12 protein-coding genes are annotated in these 16565 nt (G+C 63.2%); 3 read left to right on the top strand and 9 right to left on the bottom strand.

What is annotated here, in order from left to right; translation table 11 throughout:
* Window positions 1-39 precede the first annotated feature (39 nt).
* Entirely contained in the window at window positions 40-495 is a 456-nt protein-coding gene (locus tag RX327_RS24040; RefSeq protein ID WP_317247303.1) for a cupin domain-containing protein, read from the bottom strand.
* A gap of 87 nt (window positions 496-582) precedes the next feature.
* A complete protein-coding gene (locus RX327_RS24045) occupies window positions 583-1140 on the bottom strand; it encodes a hypothetical protein (protein WP_028335418.1) in 558 nt (185 codons plus the stop codon).
* 627 nt (window positions 1141-1767) lie between these two features.
* On the opposite strand from RX327_RS24045, the gene RX327_RS24050 reads away from it, so the two are divergent.
* Window positions 1768-3609, top strand: a complete 1842-nt coding sequence (locus RX327_RS24050; RefSeq protein ID WP_317247304.1) for a caspase domain-containing protein — start codon at window positions 1768-1770, stop codon at window positions 3607-3609.
* Between the two features lie 207 nt (window positions 3610-3816).
* Here RX327_RS24050 and RX327_RS24055 read toward each other — a convergent pair whose 3' ends face one another.
* From RX327_RS24055 to RX327_RS24065, 3 genes are all read right to left on the bottom strand, one after another.
* A complete protein-coding gene (locus RX327_RS24055) occupies window positions 3817-4464 on the bottom strand; it encodes a DUF4384 domain-containing protein (RefSeq protein ID WP_317247305.1) in 648 nt (215 codons plus the stop codon).
* 20 nt (window positions 4465-4484) lie between these two features.
* Window positions 4485-6263 (bottom strand): caspase domain-containing protein, encoded by a 1779-nt coding sequence (locus RX327_RS24060; RefSeq protein WP_317247306.1) that lies wholly within the window; start codon window positions 6261-6263, stop codon window positions 4485-4487.
* A gap of 158 nt (window positions 6264-6421) precedes the next feature.
* Window positions 6422-8143 (bottom strand): hypothetical protein, encoded by a 1722-nt coding sequence (locus RX327_RS24065; protein ID WP_317247307.1) that lies wholly within the window; start codon window positions 8141-8143, stop codon window positions 6422-6424.
* Window positions 8144-8329: 186 nt separating this feature from the next.
* Here RX327_RS24065 and RX327_RS24070 point away from each other — a divergent pair, with 186 nt between their 5' ends.
* A complete protein-coding gene (locus tag RX327_RS24070; RefSeq protein WP_317247308.1) occupies window positions 8330-8611 on the top strand; it encodes a hypothetical protein in 282 nt (93 codons plus the stop codon).
* 88 nt (window positions 8612-8699) lie between these two features.
* On the top strand, window positions 8700-9680 hold the full coding sequence (locus tag RX327_RS24075; protein ID WP_317247309.1) for a DUF4424 domain-containing protein: 981 nt from the start codon (window positions 8700-8702) through the stop codon (window positions 9678-9680).
* 8 nt (window positions 9681-9688) lie between these two features.
* On the opposite strand, the gene RX327_RS24080 is transcribed toward RX327_RS24075, so the two are convergent.
* From RX327_RS24080 to tssM, 4 genes are all read right to left on the bottom strand, one after another.
* The gene (locus RX327_RS24080; RefSeq protein ID WP_317247310.1) at window positions 9689-11494 is read right to left on the bottom strand and encodes a serine/threonine-protein kinase; all 1806 of its coding nucleotides are present in this window, start codon (window positions 11492-11494) and stop codon (window positions 9689-9691) included.
* Window positions 11491-12267: a PP2C family protein-serine/threonine phosphatase gene (locus tag RX327_RS24085; protein ID WP_317247311.1), complete on the bottom strand. Its 777-nt coding sequence runs from the start codon at window positions 12265-12267 to the stop codon at window positions 11491-11493. The genes RX327_RS24080 and RX327_RS24085 overlap by 4 nt, the downstream gene beginning before the upstream one ends.
* Before the next feature lie 87 nt (window positions 12268-12354).
* Window positions 12355-12975: a type VI secretion system-associated protein TagF gene (gene tagF, locus RX327_RS24090; protein ID WP_317247312.1), complete on the bottom strand. Its 621-nt coding sequence runs from the start codon at window positions 12973-12975 to the stop codon at window positions 12355-12357.
* The gene (gene tssM, locus RX327_RS24095; protein WP_317247313.1) at window positions 12972-16523 is read right to left on the bottom strand and encodes a type VI secretion system membrane subunit TssM; all 3552 of its coding nucleotides are present in this window, start codon (window positions 16521-16523) and stop codon (window positions 12972-12974) included. Before tssM ends, tagF begins: the two co-directional genes overlap by 4 nt.
* Window positions 16524-16565: the final 42 nt, after the last annotated feature.

Raw genomic sequence — 16565 nt, forward strand, 5'->3', positions numbered from 1 at the left:
CCGCAACGCCCGATTTCGTGCGCGGCGCGACAGGCGGGGCTATTCGTACGGCGTGCCGTCCTTGTGCAGGAAGCGGCCGTTGGATGCCGGGCTCATCATGTCGATGTCGGAGCAGGTGATCAGGTCGGCTTGCGAGCGCGAGCCGACCTCGAGATAGGTCGCCGTCATCTGCGACCTGTTGATCAGATGATGCCCGTTGCCGGAGTTCTTCGGAAACGCCGCGCAATCGCCGGCGCGCAGCACCGTCTCGCCGCCGTCCTCCACCAGCACCACTTTGCCCGCGAGCACATAGACGAATTCGTCCTCGTGCGAATGCCAGTGCCGCTGGCTCGACCAGCCGCCCGCCGGCAGGCGCATCAGGTTGACGCCGAAGTCGGCCAGCCCGCCGGCATCACCGAGACGCTGCCGCACCCGCTCGGCGCACGGCGCGGCGAACTCCGCCGGATAGCCGGTCCCCTTGCGCTCCGGCACGTTTGCAAGATCGATCCTGGGCATGGCGTCTCTCCGGCGGGTGGCGGGCGAACGAGCGATCGGGCCGGCTGTAAACGGTTTCATGGAAGTCTGCAGCAGGAGGTTCCAAGGTCAGCCGCCAAATCGCTTCACCAGTTTTGAACTTTTGGCCGTGCTGATCTGCTGACTGGTCAAATCGCTTCCCACGCTCAATCCCTTCGTCATCAAGTTGCTGCGCAGGGCGGCCTGCTTCTCATCGGCGTAATCTACGTCGACGTGGTCTAAACTCATCAAATGCCCCAGTTCATGCGCCCACGCGCGTCCGTTGGCAAAATCATTGCCATACCATTGGACAAAACTTGCCGGCTCGGGATCGCTATGAAGGTAGGAGCCGCCACCGGCCGAGAGATTGACTATCGGATTGACGAGATAGATGTGGACTGCATTGTCGGGAGCATGCCGGAAACTGAGAACATCCAGCACGCGCTGATCATTGTTGCGCGCGCTCTTCGCCATATCGAGCGGCTTATCTTCCACGTAATCATTGATCACGAACGCGATCTTGGCCTTCGCCCAGATCTTATTGACTACATCCAGTGCCTTTTTGGCTGTCTCGCCACTCCATTTTTGCGGCTCGGCGACACCTTTCTCGGCAAATGGCGTAATGTAGATTTTCAGCGGAATAGACATGTGCGTCTCCAACGCTATAGATTTCGACGACACCTGCGGTGGGCGTCCACACGTCGACGGCTAGATCCCGAGTACGCAGATTTCGGTTCCTTCGGGACTCGCACGTCTCAGCTCGAACGGACCGGCGTTGCTTCCAGATAGACGCAGTTCGCGCTCCTATGGAAGTGGCCCGCGGCTGCGACAAACAGCCGAGACGGACGGGCTGAACCTTGTCGATGCCACCGAGACTAACGACGTGGCCGTCACACCCTGACGATCCTGCACGAGCATCGCCTGAGCATGCGAGTTCAATTCCGAGATCACTATCGAGAGATGGAACTTCGCCTGGCGAAGCCCAGCCGAATGCCGGCACTGCCGGCCATTCCGGCGCTAAGGATAAAATACAGCAATTTCAATATCTTACATGTCGACTGACATTTGTTCGGCCGTGTACCATCGGCCCTACACGCTTCGGTGTATCCTTGAACAATCTCGCTGCCCCGGACGACAACATCAGGAATGGATTGGACTCAGATTTGTTCTCTACGGAGGTATGCCGGCGCCCGTCACGCTTGATGCAGTGGAGTTTGCGCGCGGCCACCTTCGATAAAGCTGCGGTTGTTTCGAGCCGATTTTTGGACGTTCGCCATGCGCTTGTACACGCTCCTCCGAGTTCTTGTTGTTGTTGCTGCTTCAGTTCTCCTGGCGTCTCAGCCAGCCTGGGCAACGAAGCGAGTGGCTTTGGTGGTCGGAAATTCGAACTATCAAAATGCGCCACTACTTCCGAATCCTGCCAATGATGCCACCGCTATCGCCGCGACCTTGAAGGGCGCCGGGTTCGATTTGGTGGAGTCTCGGCTGAACCTGACCTCGAGCGACATGCGGCGGGCACTGAGGGATTTCGCCGATCAAGCTCGCGATGCAGACATCGCCATCGTCTATTATGCAGGTCACGGAATCGAGATCGACGGGACGAATTATCTGATCCCGACGGATGCCAGACTTGAACGCGACACCGATATCTATGACGAGGCGTTCTCGCTCGACCGTGTCTTGATGGCGATCGAGCCTGCAAGGCAGCTACGGGTCGTGATCGTCGACGCGTGCCGCAACAATCCTTTTGCCGACACGATGAAGCGAACGGTCGCCTCGCGATCGATCAGCCGCGGGCTCGCCAGGGTCGAGCCAACGGTCTCCAATACGTTGATCGCCTTCGCCGCGAAGGCCGGGTTGACGGCGCTCGACGGCAACAGCCAGAACAGCCCGTACGCGGCCGCTCTGGTCAAGTATATCGCAAAGCCGGGCCTCGACCTGCGCAGGGCCTTTGGGTTCGTCCGCGACGACGTCTTGCAAGCCACGGGCAACCGGCAGGAGCCTTACGTCTACGGCTCGTTGGGCGGCGAGGACGTTGCGCTCGTGCCAAAGGCAGAAGAGCCGGCGCCGCCGCCGGCTAACGCCTCGTCGGAGATTCGTCGCGACTACGAATTGGCCCTGCAGGTCGGCAACAAAGCCGCCATGAGCGCGTTCCTCGCCCAGCATCCCGACGGCTATTACGCAAACCTGGCCAAGCTTCAGCTCAATCAGATCGACGCGGAGGACGCGCGCGTTACCGCCACCAGGAAAGCGCAGGAAGCGGAGCAGCAGAAGGCTCGGCTTGCGTCCGAAGGTGCGCAGCGAGCGGAGCAGGAAAAGGCGGCCGCAGATTTCAAGGCCGCGGAGGACGCCCGTATCGCGGCAGAAAGAACAAAGCAGGCGGCGCAGGACCAAGCTGCTGAGGCTGAACGGAAGCGGACCGCATCGCAGACCTCGACGGTCGCCATGCTTTCCGCGAACGGACCCGCGCCCGACAGCGCCAAGCCGGATAGTATTGCAACCGCTACCCCATCGCTGAATAGCGAGGGCGCGAAGGTGGCCGCCTTGAACACGGCGCCGCCGCAGGAGGATCTTGCCAAATCGGTGCAGAGCGAGTTGAGCCGGGTTGGCTGTTTCACAGGCTCCATCGACGGTGAGTGGAACGCGGCCTCGCGTCGCTCCCTGACCCTGTTCAACCGGCACGCCGGAACCAAATTTGACGTCAAGCTTGCAAGCCTCGATGCGCTCGATGCAATCAAGCTGAAACCGGCCCGGGTTTGCCCACTGATCTGCGAGCATGGCTACAAGGCTGACGGCGACCAGTGCAGCAAGATCACCTGCGCCGAGGGCTCGTTCCTCAATGGCGACAATGAATGCGAGAAGCGGCGCGGCAAGAAGCCGATGGCGAAGCGTTACATGGATGAGCGCCCGTCGCGCGCCGATCGTCCGGTTCGCGAGAGGCCTGAGCCGCAAGCCGACACTCCCCGCCGACAGGCGACGGCGAGACCCTCGGGTGGCAGCGGCCAGATCGTGTGTGATGCTTATCTATGCCGCCCGGTCCGTCGCGGATGTCATCTCGATTACCGTGGCGGCGGAGGTCCCGGCGGCGGTACCGGCAATGTTGAGGTCTGCAACTAGGACGGTATGCACGGCGGCGCGCTCGAGATCGTGTACGGGCCGCCGTCTCCTCCCCGCAATCGGCAATGCCGGGGCAAGGGAGCCAAACCGCAGGGCCCTGCACGCAAGACACCGAACAGCAGCCTCCGCCACACGGATATTCACCACATGATCGCTCGGGACGGTCTCCTCAACCGCCCGGGTAGCCGGTGCAACGCGATCGCTTACCTACTTGATGGAGTATGATTTGATGTCGAACGACCAATTGTTCGGCAACAGTCTTCCGCCGCCGCTGTCCGGTATCCGCAGCTGACTGGTCCAATCCGACAGATAGCTCAACGTGTCGGCCGGCCCCTGAAGCTTGCGCTGAATGTCCGGCAAATCGAGCAATTGCACGCGCCGTTCACTCAGGATCGCAACCATGACGGCCGAGCCGGTCGGCGGTGCGACGACATATTCAAAGCCACGTTGCTGTGCCGCCGGGGTCGGAACGATGAATTGCACGCCGGGCTTGACGAGATTGATGTCGCGGCCATCCGACTGCTCCAACAATTCGGGAGTCGGAAAGATCTGGGACATCCGTCCGTCCGCATCGACATCCACCAGAATGAGATAGCCTGCCTTCTTCGCCGTCACGCCGAATGACACCTTGCCGCCAACGTTGACAGTTGGACCCGGCAGGATCTCAAGCGACACGCCGGCAGCATTTGCCGGGCCGCGCGGGGCCTGTACGCGCCAGAGCAACGGAGCATTCGTCGCACCCGCCGATGGAGAGGCCGATGGCGGCGGCGCCGCGGGCGCGGCCCCGCTTCCCGCCAGCAGCAGCACGATCGCGAACCATGATTGCTTGCGGCAAACCAGTTCCGCTGGCGACATGGTCCGCTGCCCCAGGATTGTCAGGGAACGCTGAAGAAGCCGATTGACGCGATCCGCGCATCCGCCGGCAGGTAGCGCTCCAAACTCTTGATCACCTGCCCCGAGGCACGGCGCCGGTTGAGCTGCATCAGGACCGTCTCCAGATCGACCATCCGCTGCTGCGAGGTCACCGCGACGATCTGCTCGGCGCCGAACGGCTCGCCTACACGAAGAGGCAGCCGCAGATTTGCTGATCGAGCCATCGCGGCATCGGATCCCACCGGGTACAACATCTGGATGGTACCGTCGCCGGATACATTGAACAGCAGCAATGCCCTTGAAGCCACGTCGGACAGTTCGACTTCGATGGTCTGACCAGCGCGCTGCTGTCGATCATCCGGCCAAATGCGCATGATCTGCGGCGATCGGGTCGCCATTCGCTTGAGCTCGCGCATTGCTGCGGTGCGGTTGACCACTGTCGTCAAGCCGCCAACGTCGACGCCATAGGCGACGACATCGCCCCAGGCGATCACGTCATGAGAGACGGGGTCCCAGATCAGGTCGGGATTGTCCGTCGGCTGAACGGCCTGCACGGTGGCGTCCTTCGGCGTCACGCCGGCGAAATAGTTCATCTTGCCGTCGAGCGCCGCCAGACGGATCGGTGTGGTGAGGCGGAAGGGCGGCAATGCGGCACTGGGCGCGGCCGGGGCGGTCGCGGCGGCACTGGTTGGAGCGGTTTGCGACTTGGCCGTAACGGCCGGCGGCGCAGGATTCTGCTTCTCGGCGGACGCGACGGTAGCAACCTGACCGGAGGCAGCTCTCGCGGCCGTCCCCTGGATCAGGACCACGCCGCGGGTCAATTCGAAGGCGACCTCGGTTTCCGGCATCTGTGCCGGCGACGATACCGTCACGATGTTTTGGCGCTGGTCGGACAGTTGATAGACCACCTGCCGGACATTGGCGAAGAGCTCCTTGAGCGTCACCTTGCCATCGCGATCGATGTCCGCACTGCCCTCCACTGCCCGCGCCACCGCGTAGCTGAGAGCCCCGCGCAGCCCATCGATCCCGGGAATCCGTACTTCGGGCGCCTTGGTGTAGCGATCAACAGCGGCGAGGAACGCCGTGTGGTCGAGATCGAGCTCGGACTTCGGACCGTTGCTGTCCGATACCGGTTTCAATTCATCGACAAGCAACGTGTAGCGCGGCACCTGCCGGAAGCTCATCTCCGCAGCCCGCGGGTCGATATCGCGCACCATTCCGCCGCCATGGCAGGTATCCGCAACGAAGATCACCTTCGCGCCGCGTAGCTCGAGCTGCCGGATGAAATGGTTGAATTCGCTCCCCAGAATGCGCTCGACGGACCCCTTCGACGTGGTTTCGAAGCCGGGCAGCAGGAACACGTTCTCCATCCCGTCCGGTTCCGAGCCCTTGATCCGCTCCGGCTCCTGCGTGCCGTGACCTGCGATCGACAGGAAGACGAGATCGTTGTTTTTTGTCCGCTCCACCAGTGAGCTGATCTCGCGCAGCACGCTTGCCCTGTCGGCCTGTGCATTGGTCAGCTCGACCACATCGCTGACGCCCATGGTCCTCAAGCTGGACACGATGTCATTGGCGTCGGCGACCGCGCCCTTCAATTTGCGCACATGCTGGTAGTCGTCGATCCCGATGACGAGCGCCCGGAGAGCCGCACCGTCGGGATTGCTTATCGACAGTTCAGCCGCCGCATGCGCGGGCTGGAGCGGCAGGCCGATCAACGCAGCGAACAGGAGGGCTGCACACAGCCAACCGGTCCTTCGATCAAAGCCCCTGAGCGTTCGCATCGCGATCCACCTCGATATCAAGCAGGTCCGCCCTGGAACCGCACCGGTAAGGCAGAGCGGCAGGAATGCCGTTCAGGCCTCCGGAAACCAGCGCGCAGGCGGTAATCCATGTTCATCTGTAGCCTTTGTTCATCTGTAGCCTTGGCAAGACCTCAGGTTCAGCGCCGTTTATTCGCCGTCTTGCGGCCTGTCGGCGCCTCGGTCTCCTGATAGGCGTTCGCGGAAACGGTCGTCTGATCATCTGCGAACGCCCGAAAGCGGACGGGAACGTAGCCGCGCGCAAGCAGGCTCGCCAACGGATAGATGTTGCGGCAAACGCGTCCGTTGCAGCCGCCGGTTGAGGATTCCATCACCTCCGCCTTGCGATCCGGCGTGAACCGCAGGAACAACATCACATGGGAGCCCGGCTTGTTGAGTGCATCGCCGGGCTTCAACTCCCAGGGGTTAGTCACGGGCGCGGCGATCGCGGGAATGGCGGCGGTCGTGTAGTGGACCGAGAGTCCCCACGTGGCGCTGACGAACGCCGAGCAGTCGACGCCCGCCACATCCGGCCGCGGCGCGTTGCGGGTGCAGACATTCCCCGCCAGCGTCCCGCTTTCGATGCGCTGCCGGAAATTCGCGAGCGAACCGTGGCAGCCCCAGCAATAGGGCACGCCCCGCACTTCCTGGTTTACCTTGCCCTGCAGGTACCACGGCCGGCGAATACGGCTGAAACCGGAGCATTGGCTGTCGGGATCGCTGCCGTAGTTCGCCGGTGTCAGCTTCCACTGAATGCCCTCAAAGGCGAAGGCCGTCTCAATCGCCTGCTGACGATTGGACGGCCGCACGGCGGCGGTCGCATTGAACCTGATATCCGGCCGCGCCGCCGGCTCGGCCGCCGTGCGCGACGGCCTGACGTCAATGACGGATACCTTGCCCAGGGGGCGGAAGCCGACACCGACCACCTCGACACCATCCGGCTTGGTGCGCAGAAAATAGACGTCGCCATCGCCGGAGACGGTGACGAACCGCCGGGTCACGGGCGTGTTCTCCAGCGGCAGCTCGTAGATGCCCTCAAGGCGTCCGTTCGCGGCATAGCGTGCGACGAAGGTGGAGGCATTCTTGCCCGACGAAGGAATGTCCTCGGCCAGCACGTAGAAGCGGTCGCTGTTGTCGATCTCGAGAAACTCCACGGCGCCGAGTTGGTTGCGGACGCGCAGGCCGAGCTGACCGATGGTCTCGTTGGAGACCATGGTCTGGATTTCGACCCGAACGCCGGCATTGCCCTTGTCGGGAATGATATCGGCGATCACTGATCCCTTGCTGCGCGAGGCGATATATTGCCGGTCGGGCTGTCGCGTCGTCCTCACGATGGCCGCGCGCGTATTCTGATCCAGCAAGTCGGTGGGGCTGCTCAGCGCCTGCGATCCCATCTGGGCGAAGGCGGAGATGGCGACCTGGTCGTCCGTGCCGCGGCTCGAGACTTCCTCGAGCTGGATTTCGTCGCCGCCGAGCCCGCGCGTGGACTGGTCTGGCGCCGCCTTCAATGTGCGGACGCCGCCGTCCCAAACCATGATGTCGCCGTTATGAACGACGAGATCGGTCGGCTGTACATCCCTCGGCATCTTGAGGACGTCAGGATCGGAATTCGGTTGCTTGGGATCGAACTGGAGTATGCGTCCGTTGACTTGATCGAGCACGAACAGGTTTCCCTGTCCGTCAGCGCTGAGCGCTTGCGGGCCCGCGAGCTCGACGTCCTGGCTGGCCGCGACGATCCCCACCATGGATGCAGCCGAACCGCCGGCAAAGCTTCGCACAACCGCATCGTCGGCCCGTGCCCCGGTGGCAGCTATGACCGCGCCGACGATAGAGAGCCAGATCCAGCTAGATCGACGAAGCATATCCGCCTCAATGTAACCGAACCGAATGCGGCGTCAGTCCGACTAATCCAAGACTGCCTAATCCAAGACTGCCTAATCCAAGACTGCGCGAATGCAGCGTCAATTAGTGGCGAGCAACCCCGATCCCGTTCAACTCTTTCACTGGACGGTGATAGTCCGAACTCCTTCAGCTTGCAGTGCAAAATCATGGCCAGAAACAGATTTGAGCAAGTCAGCGAAATCCAGCCCGACGCGATCACTCTGGTTTTGAGGAGCGACAATGCCGGCGCCTCCGGGTCAATCGTGTTGCCGGCCGCCGCAAGCGGGGGACGCCTGAGCAGCGACCAGGTCAGCGCCCCATTGCCGGCCCAGGACGCCTTTCGCGGCGCGATCCGGCTGGCCAATGACGTGAAGCTCGCGATCGTGGTGTGCGATCCGGACGGCGTCTGGAAGCCCGAATGGGGCGATCTTTACCAGGCCCTCGATTGACCCACACGGGCAGACGCTGCGGCGCCGCATGGAGGCCGGCATGGCAATTGGAGTGTTAAGCGGGCTGTCGTTGAGGTCTCGAGCCTTGATGATCGTCCTGTTGGCCGCAACCGGCTGGCCTGCGCGGGCAAACAATTCCGCGGCCGAATTGTCCATCGGCGGGCTACAATTCGTCCGCACCAAGGACGTGGCCATGGCGAGCGAGGAGCTTCATATCGGGCTGGACCGGGTCAGCGTGCGCTACCAATTCGTCAACCAGACAAGCAAGCCGGTTACGCTGACTGTGGCCTTTCCGCTGCCCGACATCGACCTCTCGGAGGCCGATAACATTGCGCTGCCGTCGAACGACCCGGTGAACTTCGTCGACTTCGAGACCAGGATCGACGGCAGCCCGGCGCCGCTGACGATTGATCAGCGCGCCATGATTGGCGACAAGGATGTCAGGGCTCTCCTCCGTCAGTTCACGCTGTCCCTGCTGCCACTCGGTGATCGGGAGATCCGGGTGGCCGACCTGCCGGCGACAACCCGCACGAAGCTGATCGATGATGGCCTTCTGATACCTGCCGGCATGAGCGACAACGGTCGCCAGCAATACACGCCCGGCTGGATAACCAAGACGTCCGCCGTTCGCGAGCAAGTGTTTCCAGCGGCGCATACCGTCACGGTCGAACATCAATATCGCCCGAGCGTCGGCTCCAGCCCTGACACCGTCCTTCGCTCGGGCCTGCGTCGCAGCGCGGCGCTAGGTCCGGAGGTCGAGCGATACCGGAGAGACTATTGCATTACGGATGCGTTCCTTGCCGAATTGGACAAGCGCACAGGTGACAGCAAGGCCAATACCGCAAAGCTGCAGGAGCGGCGCATTTCCTACGTGCTCAAGACGGGCGCGAACTGGGCGGGTCCAATCCGGTCCTTCACGTTGACGATCGATCCGGGCGGCGACGACCGTCTGGTCAGTTTTTGTCCGGGGCGGCTCAAGCCGTCATCTGCCGACAACGCGCGGCAGTTCACGGCAAGCGACTTCAAGCCGGATGCCGACCTGAAGATCCTGATGATCGGCAGGTTCTGAACGGCAGCTCAATTGGTGAGCATCACATAGCGTCCAGCCGCGGTGATGGCCACGTTGCCGCGTTGTGCTTCGCTCGTCGCCTGCAGGAAGAACGTGTCGGCAGCGGTCGGTCGCGGCTGGCGCAACGAGTCCAGAACCTGCGGGGCTGCGACGGCCAACAGGAGTTGCGGGCCGGTCGTACGCTCCATCGGCAGGGCAAAGGAAAGCGAGTCGACGCCCGGCTTCAGGAGATAAGACAAGCTGCGCACCTCGCCGCGATCCGAGACCATGAGCAGTTCCACCACACGGTTGGCAAAATTCTCGACGGTCCCATTGAGGGTCTCACCAGCCTTCAGCTCCGTCGCCGACAGGTTGATGCGGGGCGCACGCGCTTGATCGCTTCCGACCTGACTGAGGAACTTGACGGCCGGACATTGCGCCTGATTCACCTGCCTGACGCCGACCGAAGCCTCAAATCCCTGCTCCTTTCGAAACGCCTTGTCGAACGTATCGAACGGGGCCGTCGAGGCGCCGTAGCCTTCGATCACGGCGGCGGTTTGACTGACCGCAACCGGCAAAATGAAGAAGCAATCGCCGCCGGAATATTGGGTTACATATTTGCGGATGCGCTCGGCTCGTCCCTGCCCGTCGGGGGACGGAGACGGCGTCACCGTCGGCTGAGACGGCAGCTTCGCCGGCTCCTGACGTGCTGGCGGTGGCGGAGCAGGCTCGCTCGGCGGTGTGGATGTCCCGGCGAGTTTCGGAGGTGGCGGCAAGGCCTCCAAGCCTGGTGCCTTCCAGACAAATCTATAGAAGGTGTACCCACCGCCCCCCAGCAGAAGCAGCAGCCCCGCGACGCAGGCGCCGAGCCAGATGCGGCGGGAGCCCCGCGTGGTTGATGGCGCCCGCTCCTGCGGAGCAGACGTACCAGCCTGCGACTTCGCCAATGGATCGAAGCCGTAGAGCGGTGCCGCGGGCGGCTGCGCCGACCCCGTCGGCGTCCATTTGGCGACCTCCGCCATGGTCGCACGCAACGCCGGATCGGGCTGCAGCATCCGCTCCAGCAAAGGCCTGATGCGCATGTCTACCGCACCGAGATCGGGCACACGCCGGCGCTTCTCCACCAGTTGAAACTGGCTTCCGCCCATGTCGAGCTTCTGTCCGGTCAGCGCATGGAACAGCACGAGGCCGAAGCTGTAGACGTCGGACTTCGCTGTGATCTCGTTGCCGTACAGGCCGACCTGTTCCGGAGACGCGTAGTTGTCCTTGCCGGCGAAGCCCGAACCGATGATGGTCTTGTCACCCATCTGGGTCGATCGGGCGATGCCGAAATCGATGATCTTGGCGCGTCTCACATCGTCGAGCGGCACGATGATGTTGTCCGGAGAAACGTCGCGATGGATGATGCCGTGCTCGTGGGCGGCCTCCAGTCCCGATGCAACGCGCTGCATCAGCTTGACCAGCGCCTCGAAAGTCAACGGCCCTTCGTCGAGCATGTTCGAGAGCGAACGGCCGTTCACGAACTCCATCGCGAGATACGGTCGCTGCAGCACTGGCTCCACGGTGAACAGGAAGTAGCGAACGATCGCGTCGTGCGGGAGATTGTGAAGCGCCGCGGCCTCCCGCCGGAACAGCGCGAGCGCGGCCTCGTTGTCGACCATGTCGGGCAGCAGCATTTTCACCGCAACCGGCGATCCGGTCTGGATCTCACGGCACTTGTAGACCTCGCCCATGCCGCCCGCGCCGATCACCGCTTCGATCTCGTAGATGCCGTTGAGGCGGGTGCCGGGCGGCACACCGCGGTAGGATGACCGAGACGGATCGTTCGCGGTCATGGTCGCGGCTCCCGATCAAGCGGTGTCCTCGTCGGCTCTGAGGGTCGTGGCGCGAGCAATCGCACGATCACGATCGTGACGTTGTCGAGTCCGCCGCGATCAAGCGCGAGCGCGAGCATGTCGTCGCAGGCGGTCTGGGCAAGGCGAGTAGCCACATGCTGCTCGATCTCGTCGTCCCGCACGTGTCGGGTCAAGCCGTCGCTGCAGATCACGAAGACGTCTTCCGGCTCGGCCGGACCTGTCACGACCTCGAACTCCGGATCATCGGCGACGCCAACGGCCCGGGTAATGGCATTGCTCGGCCAGTCCTTGACGTCTTCGCGCGACACCGCGCCGCCGGCAATCAGTTCCTCCAGCTCGCTGTGATCATGCGATACCTGATTGATGCTGCCCCGGTTGACCAGGTAAACCCGGCTGTCGCCCGCCCATATGCAGGCATAATGGCCGTCGCGCACCAGCAGGACTGCCGTTGTGGTCCCGACAATGGCACCTTGCCTTTCATGGCTGAGTGCCAGGATTTGCTGGTTGGCGCTGAACAGCCGCTCCTCGCACTGCGCCAGCAAGTCGGCGGCCGAGTCCGGCAAGCCGATCGTGTCAAGCGACTGCACGACGATGCGGCTGGCGAGGTCGCCGGCCTCGTGACCGCCCATACCGTCGGCGACGGCCCACAGGCCGACATCGGTCCGGACCAGGCACGAATCTTCGTTGCGCGTCCGCACCCGTCCGGCATGAGTGACGCTGCCGACATCGAACAAGGAAGGGACATGCACCATCGCGCGTCACCCCGTCCCGGATGCTGAACGGCCGAGATCGCCGGTCAGCATTGTGGAATAGTGAAATGGATCCGGCAATCCGCGGCATCAGAGTGCGATCGGCGAGAACCCTTCGCCCCCCGCGGTCCACCAGAAACTGGCCGCGGCATAGACTTGAGGGTTGGCGCCGCAGAGCGTGCCGAACGCCCCGGCAAACCCGTCGACCGTCGAAACCATTCCCAGCGTCGCGTCACCCAGCGACACGACCGGCGGTCCATCAGTCCCCGGCGTCCGCAGACGCGGAAGCGCGAGACGATCCAGTGCATCGGAGATCTGCTCGAACGTCGCAGCCCGGTCCAGGGTCGAGAGCAGGAACGTCTCCACTTGCCCATACCACTCGTCCTGCGGATCGATGTGCGGCGGCGACAGCGCAGCGTCGCCATCCGGCACTGCATGCAGCGTCAACGGATAGTATCGCCCCACGCCGTCAAGCGACGGCATGATCGCTCCTGCGACGGCGGTGCCGCAGATGGCGGCGCCAAGCCAGAATCGCCAGACCGGTGCGGTCAGGAAAGCTTCCTGCCAGGCGGCGCCGAGTTGGTGGCGGCTCGCGGAGATGGCTGCCTGCACCCATGGCTCCCAGGCTTCCAGGAAGCTGCGCGGGGTGGCGATCGCGATGAAATCACGCTTCGCGCCGATCTTGCCGAATAGCCCACAACGCATGGTCATATTCCGGTCGGGCAACGAAATTCGCGGAGCACCGACAGGTTGAGGGGATTGCGCAACGACCCGGTCGAAATCTGATAGTTGAGCTCGCGCCCCGCGACGATGAAAGTCGCGCTGGCGGTTTCCGCTTTCACCACCAAGGATCCAGCCTCCAGCATCCGGAACAACGACCAGGGACCGATGCGCTCGAGCACGGATGGCGGCCCGAAATCGTTGCTGACCGAAATTGCCGTCCGCGGCGACGGACCCGGCCAGAGGACGGTGGTCGGTGTGTTGCTCTGAGGCTGCGGCGGCGGAGGAGCGGGTTGCGGCGCGCCAAACATGGAGGGGGTTGCGGCTGGTCCTGGTGTGGTCGGGCTGGTGATCGTCGTGCCGCCAATCTCGGTCTTGACCGTCACGCCCGGTCCGGACGCCCCGGGCGGCCGGATCGCGAACGACACCGCCGGCACGCCACCGCCGGTCTGGAAGAAGGCGTCGCGGACATAAGCCGCATTCTGGAACTGCTTCAGCGTGTCGGGCGAGAACGATCGGCCGACGGGACTCTCCTTCCGCCACGTCCAATCTGATCGCGAAGTGTCGGCGTAAGATGCCAGGAACTGGGTGAAGAATTTGTCCATGACGCCGTTCGGGCTGAAAAGCTTGGCGAAATCGGCGAGTGGCACCTCCTGATTGCTGCCGCGGACGAACGGATACCGGTTGGTCACCGTCTGCTGGCAAACCGGCGTGACCTGATCGCGCAGCGCCTGCAGGATCTGTCCGGCAGTCGAGGCGGCAATGCTGCCCTCGAACTCCGCGGCGGCCGCGCGCAGCATGTCGGAGAACGGCGGCGGCATGCGCGAGGCATTGTTGCGCAGGGCCGCAACCTGGCTCTGAAGCGAAGCGGTCGCCTGCGCGGTCAGTTGCGGATTCTCGACGATCAGCGTCAGATTCTGCGCGATGTCGTTCAGGTTGGCGATGGTCGAGTCGATCGGCCGGCGCGTGCTGTCGCCTTCCAGCACCGCATGATATGGCTTGAACTGCGCTTCGATCGCCGCGCCGGGCGTACCATCCTGGGCATTGTTGAACAGCGCTGGCGTGGTCACCGCAGGCGGCGCGGCCGGCGTGCCGCCGTTCGCCGGCTTCGGCCGTTCCTTGGTCAGCATCGTCTCGTCGCGCACCGATTCCAGGATTTGCCGCATCGGTGAGGTCGGCGCTGAAACCGCCCTTAGCACCTCGTATTTCGGCTTGTCGGCGAGCAGTTTCTTCAGACGCAAGCTGCCCAGCGCGGTTCGCCAGGTCGTGACAAACTCGTTGGAATAGATGTTCAAGAGGTCGCCGGCGAGGTTGTCGTACTGCTGGTCGATTGCCGATTGCTGGCCGGCGTCACCCAAGACCCACCGCTCCCGCTTCATGAGCTCCGACAATCCGGGCAGTCGAGCGATGAACTTCTGATTGAAGCCGTTGTAGGTGAAGAACTCGGGTACCCGCACGTTGTCCAAGGGCTGCCCAGTCGTGGTTTCGAAGACAACTGTCACGTCCGGACCACCTCGGCGGCTGGCGATCCAGTCGCCTGCAGTCGATGAGCGAGCCTCGGATTTCAGGAATTCGTAGGCGCGCTGCGACACGCTCAGGCGCGCGAGCGAATTCTGCGCCTGCTTGATCAGCCGGCCGTCCAGCTCGACCAGCGGGGGCTGCTCCGTCTCGAGGTCGAACATCGCCGTGAGGTTCTCATCGAGCAGGCGCCGTCCTTCTGCGTTGGTTGCGCCGGGATAGAGGTTGTCCTGCCAGTCGCGCTGCATCCAGGAGCGGATCAGCTCGCGGTCCGGCGACTGCAGGCCGCCGAGCATCAGATAGACCTTCAGCGCCTCGTAGACGAACGCAGATTCGTTGATGCGCGCGTTGAGCTGCTCCTCCAAGCGATACAGCAGGCGTGGCCTGAACATGCGCTCGAGCGCCGCATGATAGGCCGCCTTGGCGGGCGACAACAGGCGCGCGTGCTGACTGAGCCCGTAGCGCGCCGACAGTGCTACCGGCTCATTCCGTGAGGCATAGCCTGCCGGGGCGTTGCGCAGCCGATAGAGCAGTGGCAACACCTTGTCGAGATCATGATCGTCGATCAGCGTCTGCTTGATGAGAGGCGCTCCGGCGGCTGCATATTCGTTGTCCGCCTGCACACTCTGCGCGATCAAGTCGGAATTGCGCTTGTAGCTGGTCAGCCATCCCGCGATCAGCCCGATCGAGACCAGACCGATCAAGGATAGCGCTGCGGTTTTCAGAATCAGTGCGCGGCGCACCGCCGCACGGTCGGTCGAGACCCAGTCGGCCTCGCCGATGATGACCTTCGAAATGAGATCGGCGAGGAAATAGCTCTTGCCCGTCCCTGAATAGGATCCGGAACCGACCTCCTCCGCGCCGAACGTGCGCGCCAGCGACCCGATCAGTTGGTCGATGGGCGTCCCCTGCTGCGTACCCGAGGTGAAGTAGAATCCGCGCAGGTTCGCGTTCACGTGGTAGCGCGTTGGCTCGAAGATCTGGTTGAGGAAGTCGTGGATCTGGGGCTTGAGCCGCGCCATCTGTGCCGGGAAGCCGAACAGTTGCACGCGGTGCTGCGGCGTCGGCTCGTCCTGCAGGCGGTCGAGTGTCTCCTCGCTCAGGCGCTCCAGCAGGCGGTCGAACTCGACCGGTATCTGCCCCACCAGATTCTGGGTCTTGTCAGCGGTTTGGAATGTCGCACCCCAGACCTGGCGACGGCCGGCCTCGCCGAGATAGGCGAAATATTCGGTGAAGCCGGCAACGAGATCGGTCTTGGTAAAAAGCGCGTAGACGGGGAAGCTGACCTTGAGCTTCTGATGCAGCTCGAGCAGGCGCATTCTGATGGCGTCGGCGTGAAGCGCGAGCTCCTGCTTCGGCAGCGTCAGCACGTCCTCGATGCTGATGGCGACCAGGACGCCGTTGATCGGCTGGCGTGACCGGCTCTTCTTGAGGATGTCGAGGAAGGCCAGCCAGCTTTCCTTGTCGGCCTTGGCGTTGGAATCCTGAGTGGTATAGCGGCCGGCCGTATCGATCAGCACGGCCTCCTCGGTAAACCACCAATCGCAATAGCGGGTGCCGCCGACCCCCGCGACCGCAGCCGGCGTCGCCCCGCGCGCGAGCGGAAATTTGAGCCCGGAATTGACCAGCGCGGTGGTCTTGCCGGCGCCCGGCGGGCCGATGATGACGTACCAGGGCAGATCGTAGAGATAGCTCGATTTGTTGCCGCTGGCGGTCTTCAGCGTGGCGAGCGCATCCTTCATGCGCTCCTTGAGAACCGGCTCGTCGCTGACGGGCTGATCTGCCGCACTGATCCCGTCGGCGATCTCCTTGGCATTCTTGCGCCGCTTGAAGAAATGAAGGCCGGTGATGCCTGCTGCCGCAGCGCCGAGCAGCAGGATCGCGATCTGGCGAACGATGTGATTTTCCAACGGATGCCAGTCGCCGAACGCAACGAAGGGACCGGCAAGGTAGATCACCGCCCCAAGCGAGCTGAGCCCGACTCCATAGAGAACGATGCGTAGAATGTCCTTGGCGAGCATATTGACCGGTACCTGTCGCTTATCGCGTGAGCTTCTGGCGTC

The sequence above is a fragment of the Bradyrhizobium sp. BEA-2-5 genome, assembly GCF_032918025.1.
GTDB classification, from domain to species: domain Bacteria; phylum Pseudomonadota; class Alphaproteobacteria; order Rhizobiales; family Xanthobacteraceae; genus Bradyrhizobium; species Bradyrhizobium pachyrhizi.

Bases quoted from the DNA above. Each gene is read 5' to 3' on its own strand.
- tagF (WP_317247312.1), bottom strand. From the start codon at position 12,975: ATGACCATGCGTTGTGGGCTATTCGGCAAGATCGGCGCGAAGCGTGAT.
- RX327_RS24045 (WP_028335418.1), bottom strand. From the start codon at position 1,140: ATGTCTATTCCGCTGAAAATCTACATTACGCCATTTGCCGAGAAAGGT.
- RX327_RS24055 (WP_317247305.1), bottom strand. From the start codon at position 4,464: ATGTCGCCAGCGGAACTGGTTTGCCGCAAGCAATCATGGTTCGCGATC.
- RX327_RS24070 (WP_317247308.1), top strand. From the start codon at position 8,330: ATGGCCAGAAACAGATTTGAGCAAGTCAGCGAAATCCAGCCCGACGCG.
- RX327_RS24050 (WP_317247304.1), top strand. From the start codon at position 1,768: ATGCGCTTGTACACGCTCCTCCGAGTTCTTGTTGTTGTTGCTGCTTCA.
- RX327_RS24080 (WP_317247310.1), bottom strand. From the start codon at position 11,494: ATGACCGCGAACGATCCGTCTCGGTCATCCTACCGCGGTGTGCCGCCC.
- RX327_RS24065 (WP_317247307.1), bottom strand. From the start codon at position 8,143: ATGCTTCGTCGATCTAGCTGGATCTGGCTCTCTATCGTCGGCGCGGTC.
- RX327_RS24060 (WP_317247306.1), bottom strand. From the start codon at position 6,263: ATGCGAACGCTCAGGGGCTTTGATCGAAGGACCGGTTGGCTGTGTGCA.
- RX327_RS24075 (WP_317247309.1), top strand. From the start codon at position 8,700: ATGATCGTCCTGTTGGCCGCAACCGGCTGGCCTGCGCGGGCAAACAAT.
- RX327_RS24085 (WP_317247311.1), bottom strand. From the start codon at position 12,267: ATGGTGCATGTCCCTTCCTTGTTCGATGTCGGCAGCGTCACTCATGCC.
- tssM (WP_317247313.1), bottom strand. From the start codon at position 16,523: ATGCTCGCCAAGGACATTCTACGCATCGTTCTCTATGGAGTCGGGCTC.
- RX327_RS24040 (WP_317247303.1), bottom strand. From the start codon at position 495: ATGCCCAGGATCGATCTTGCAAACGTGCCGGAGCGCAAGGGGACCGGC.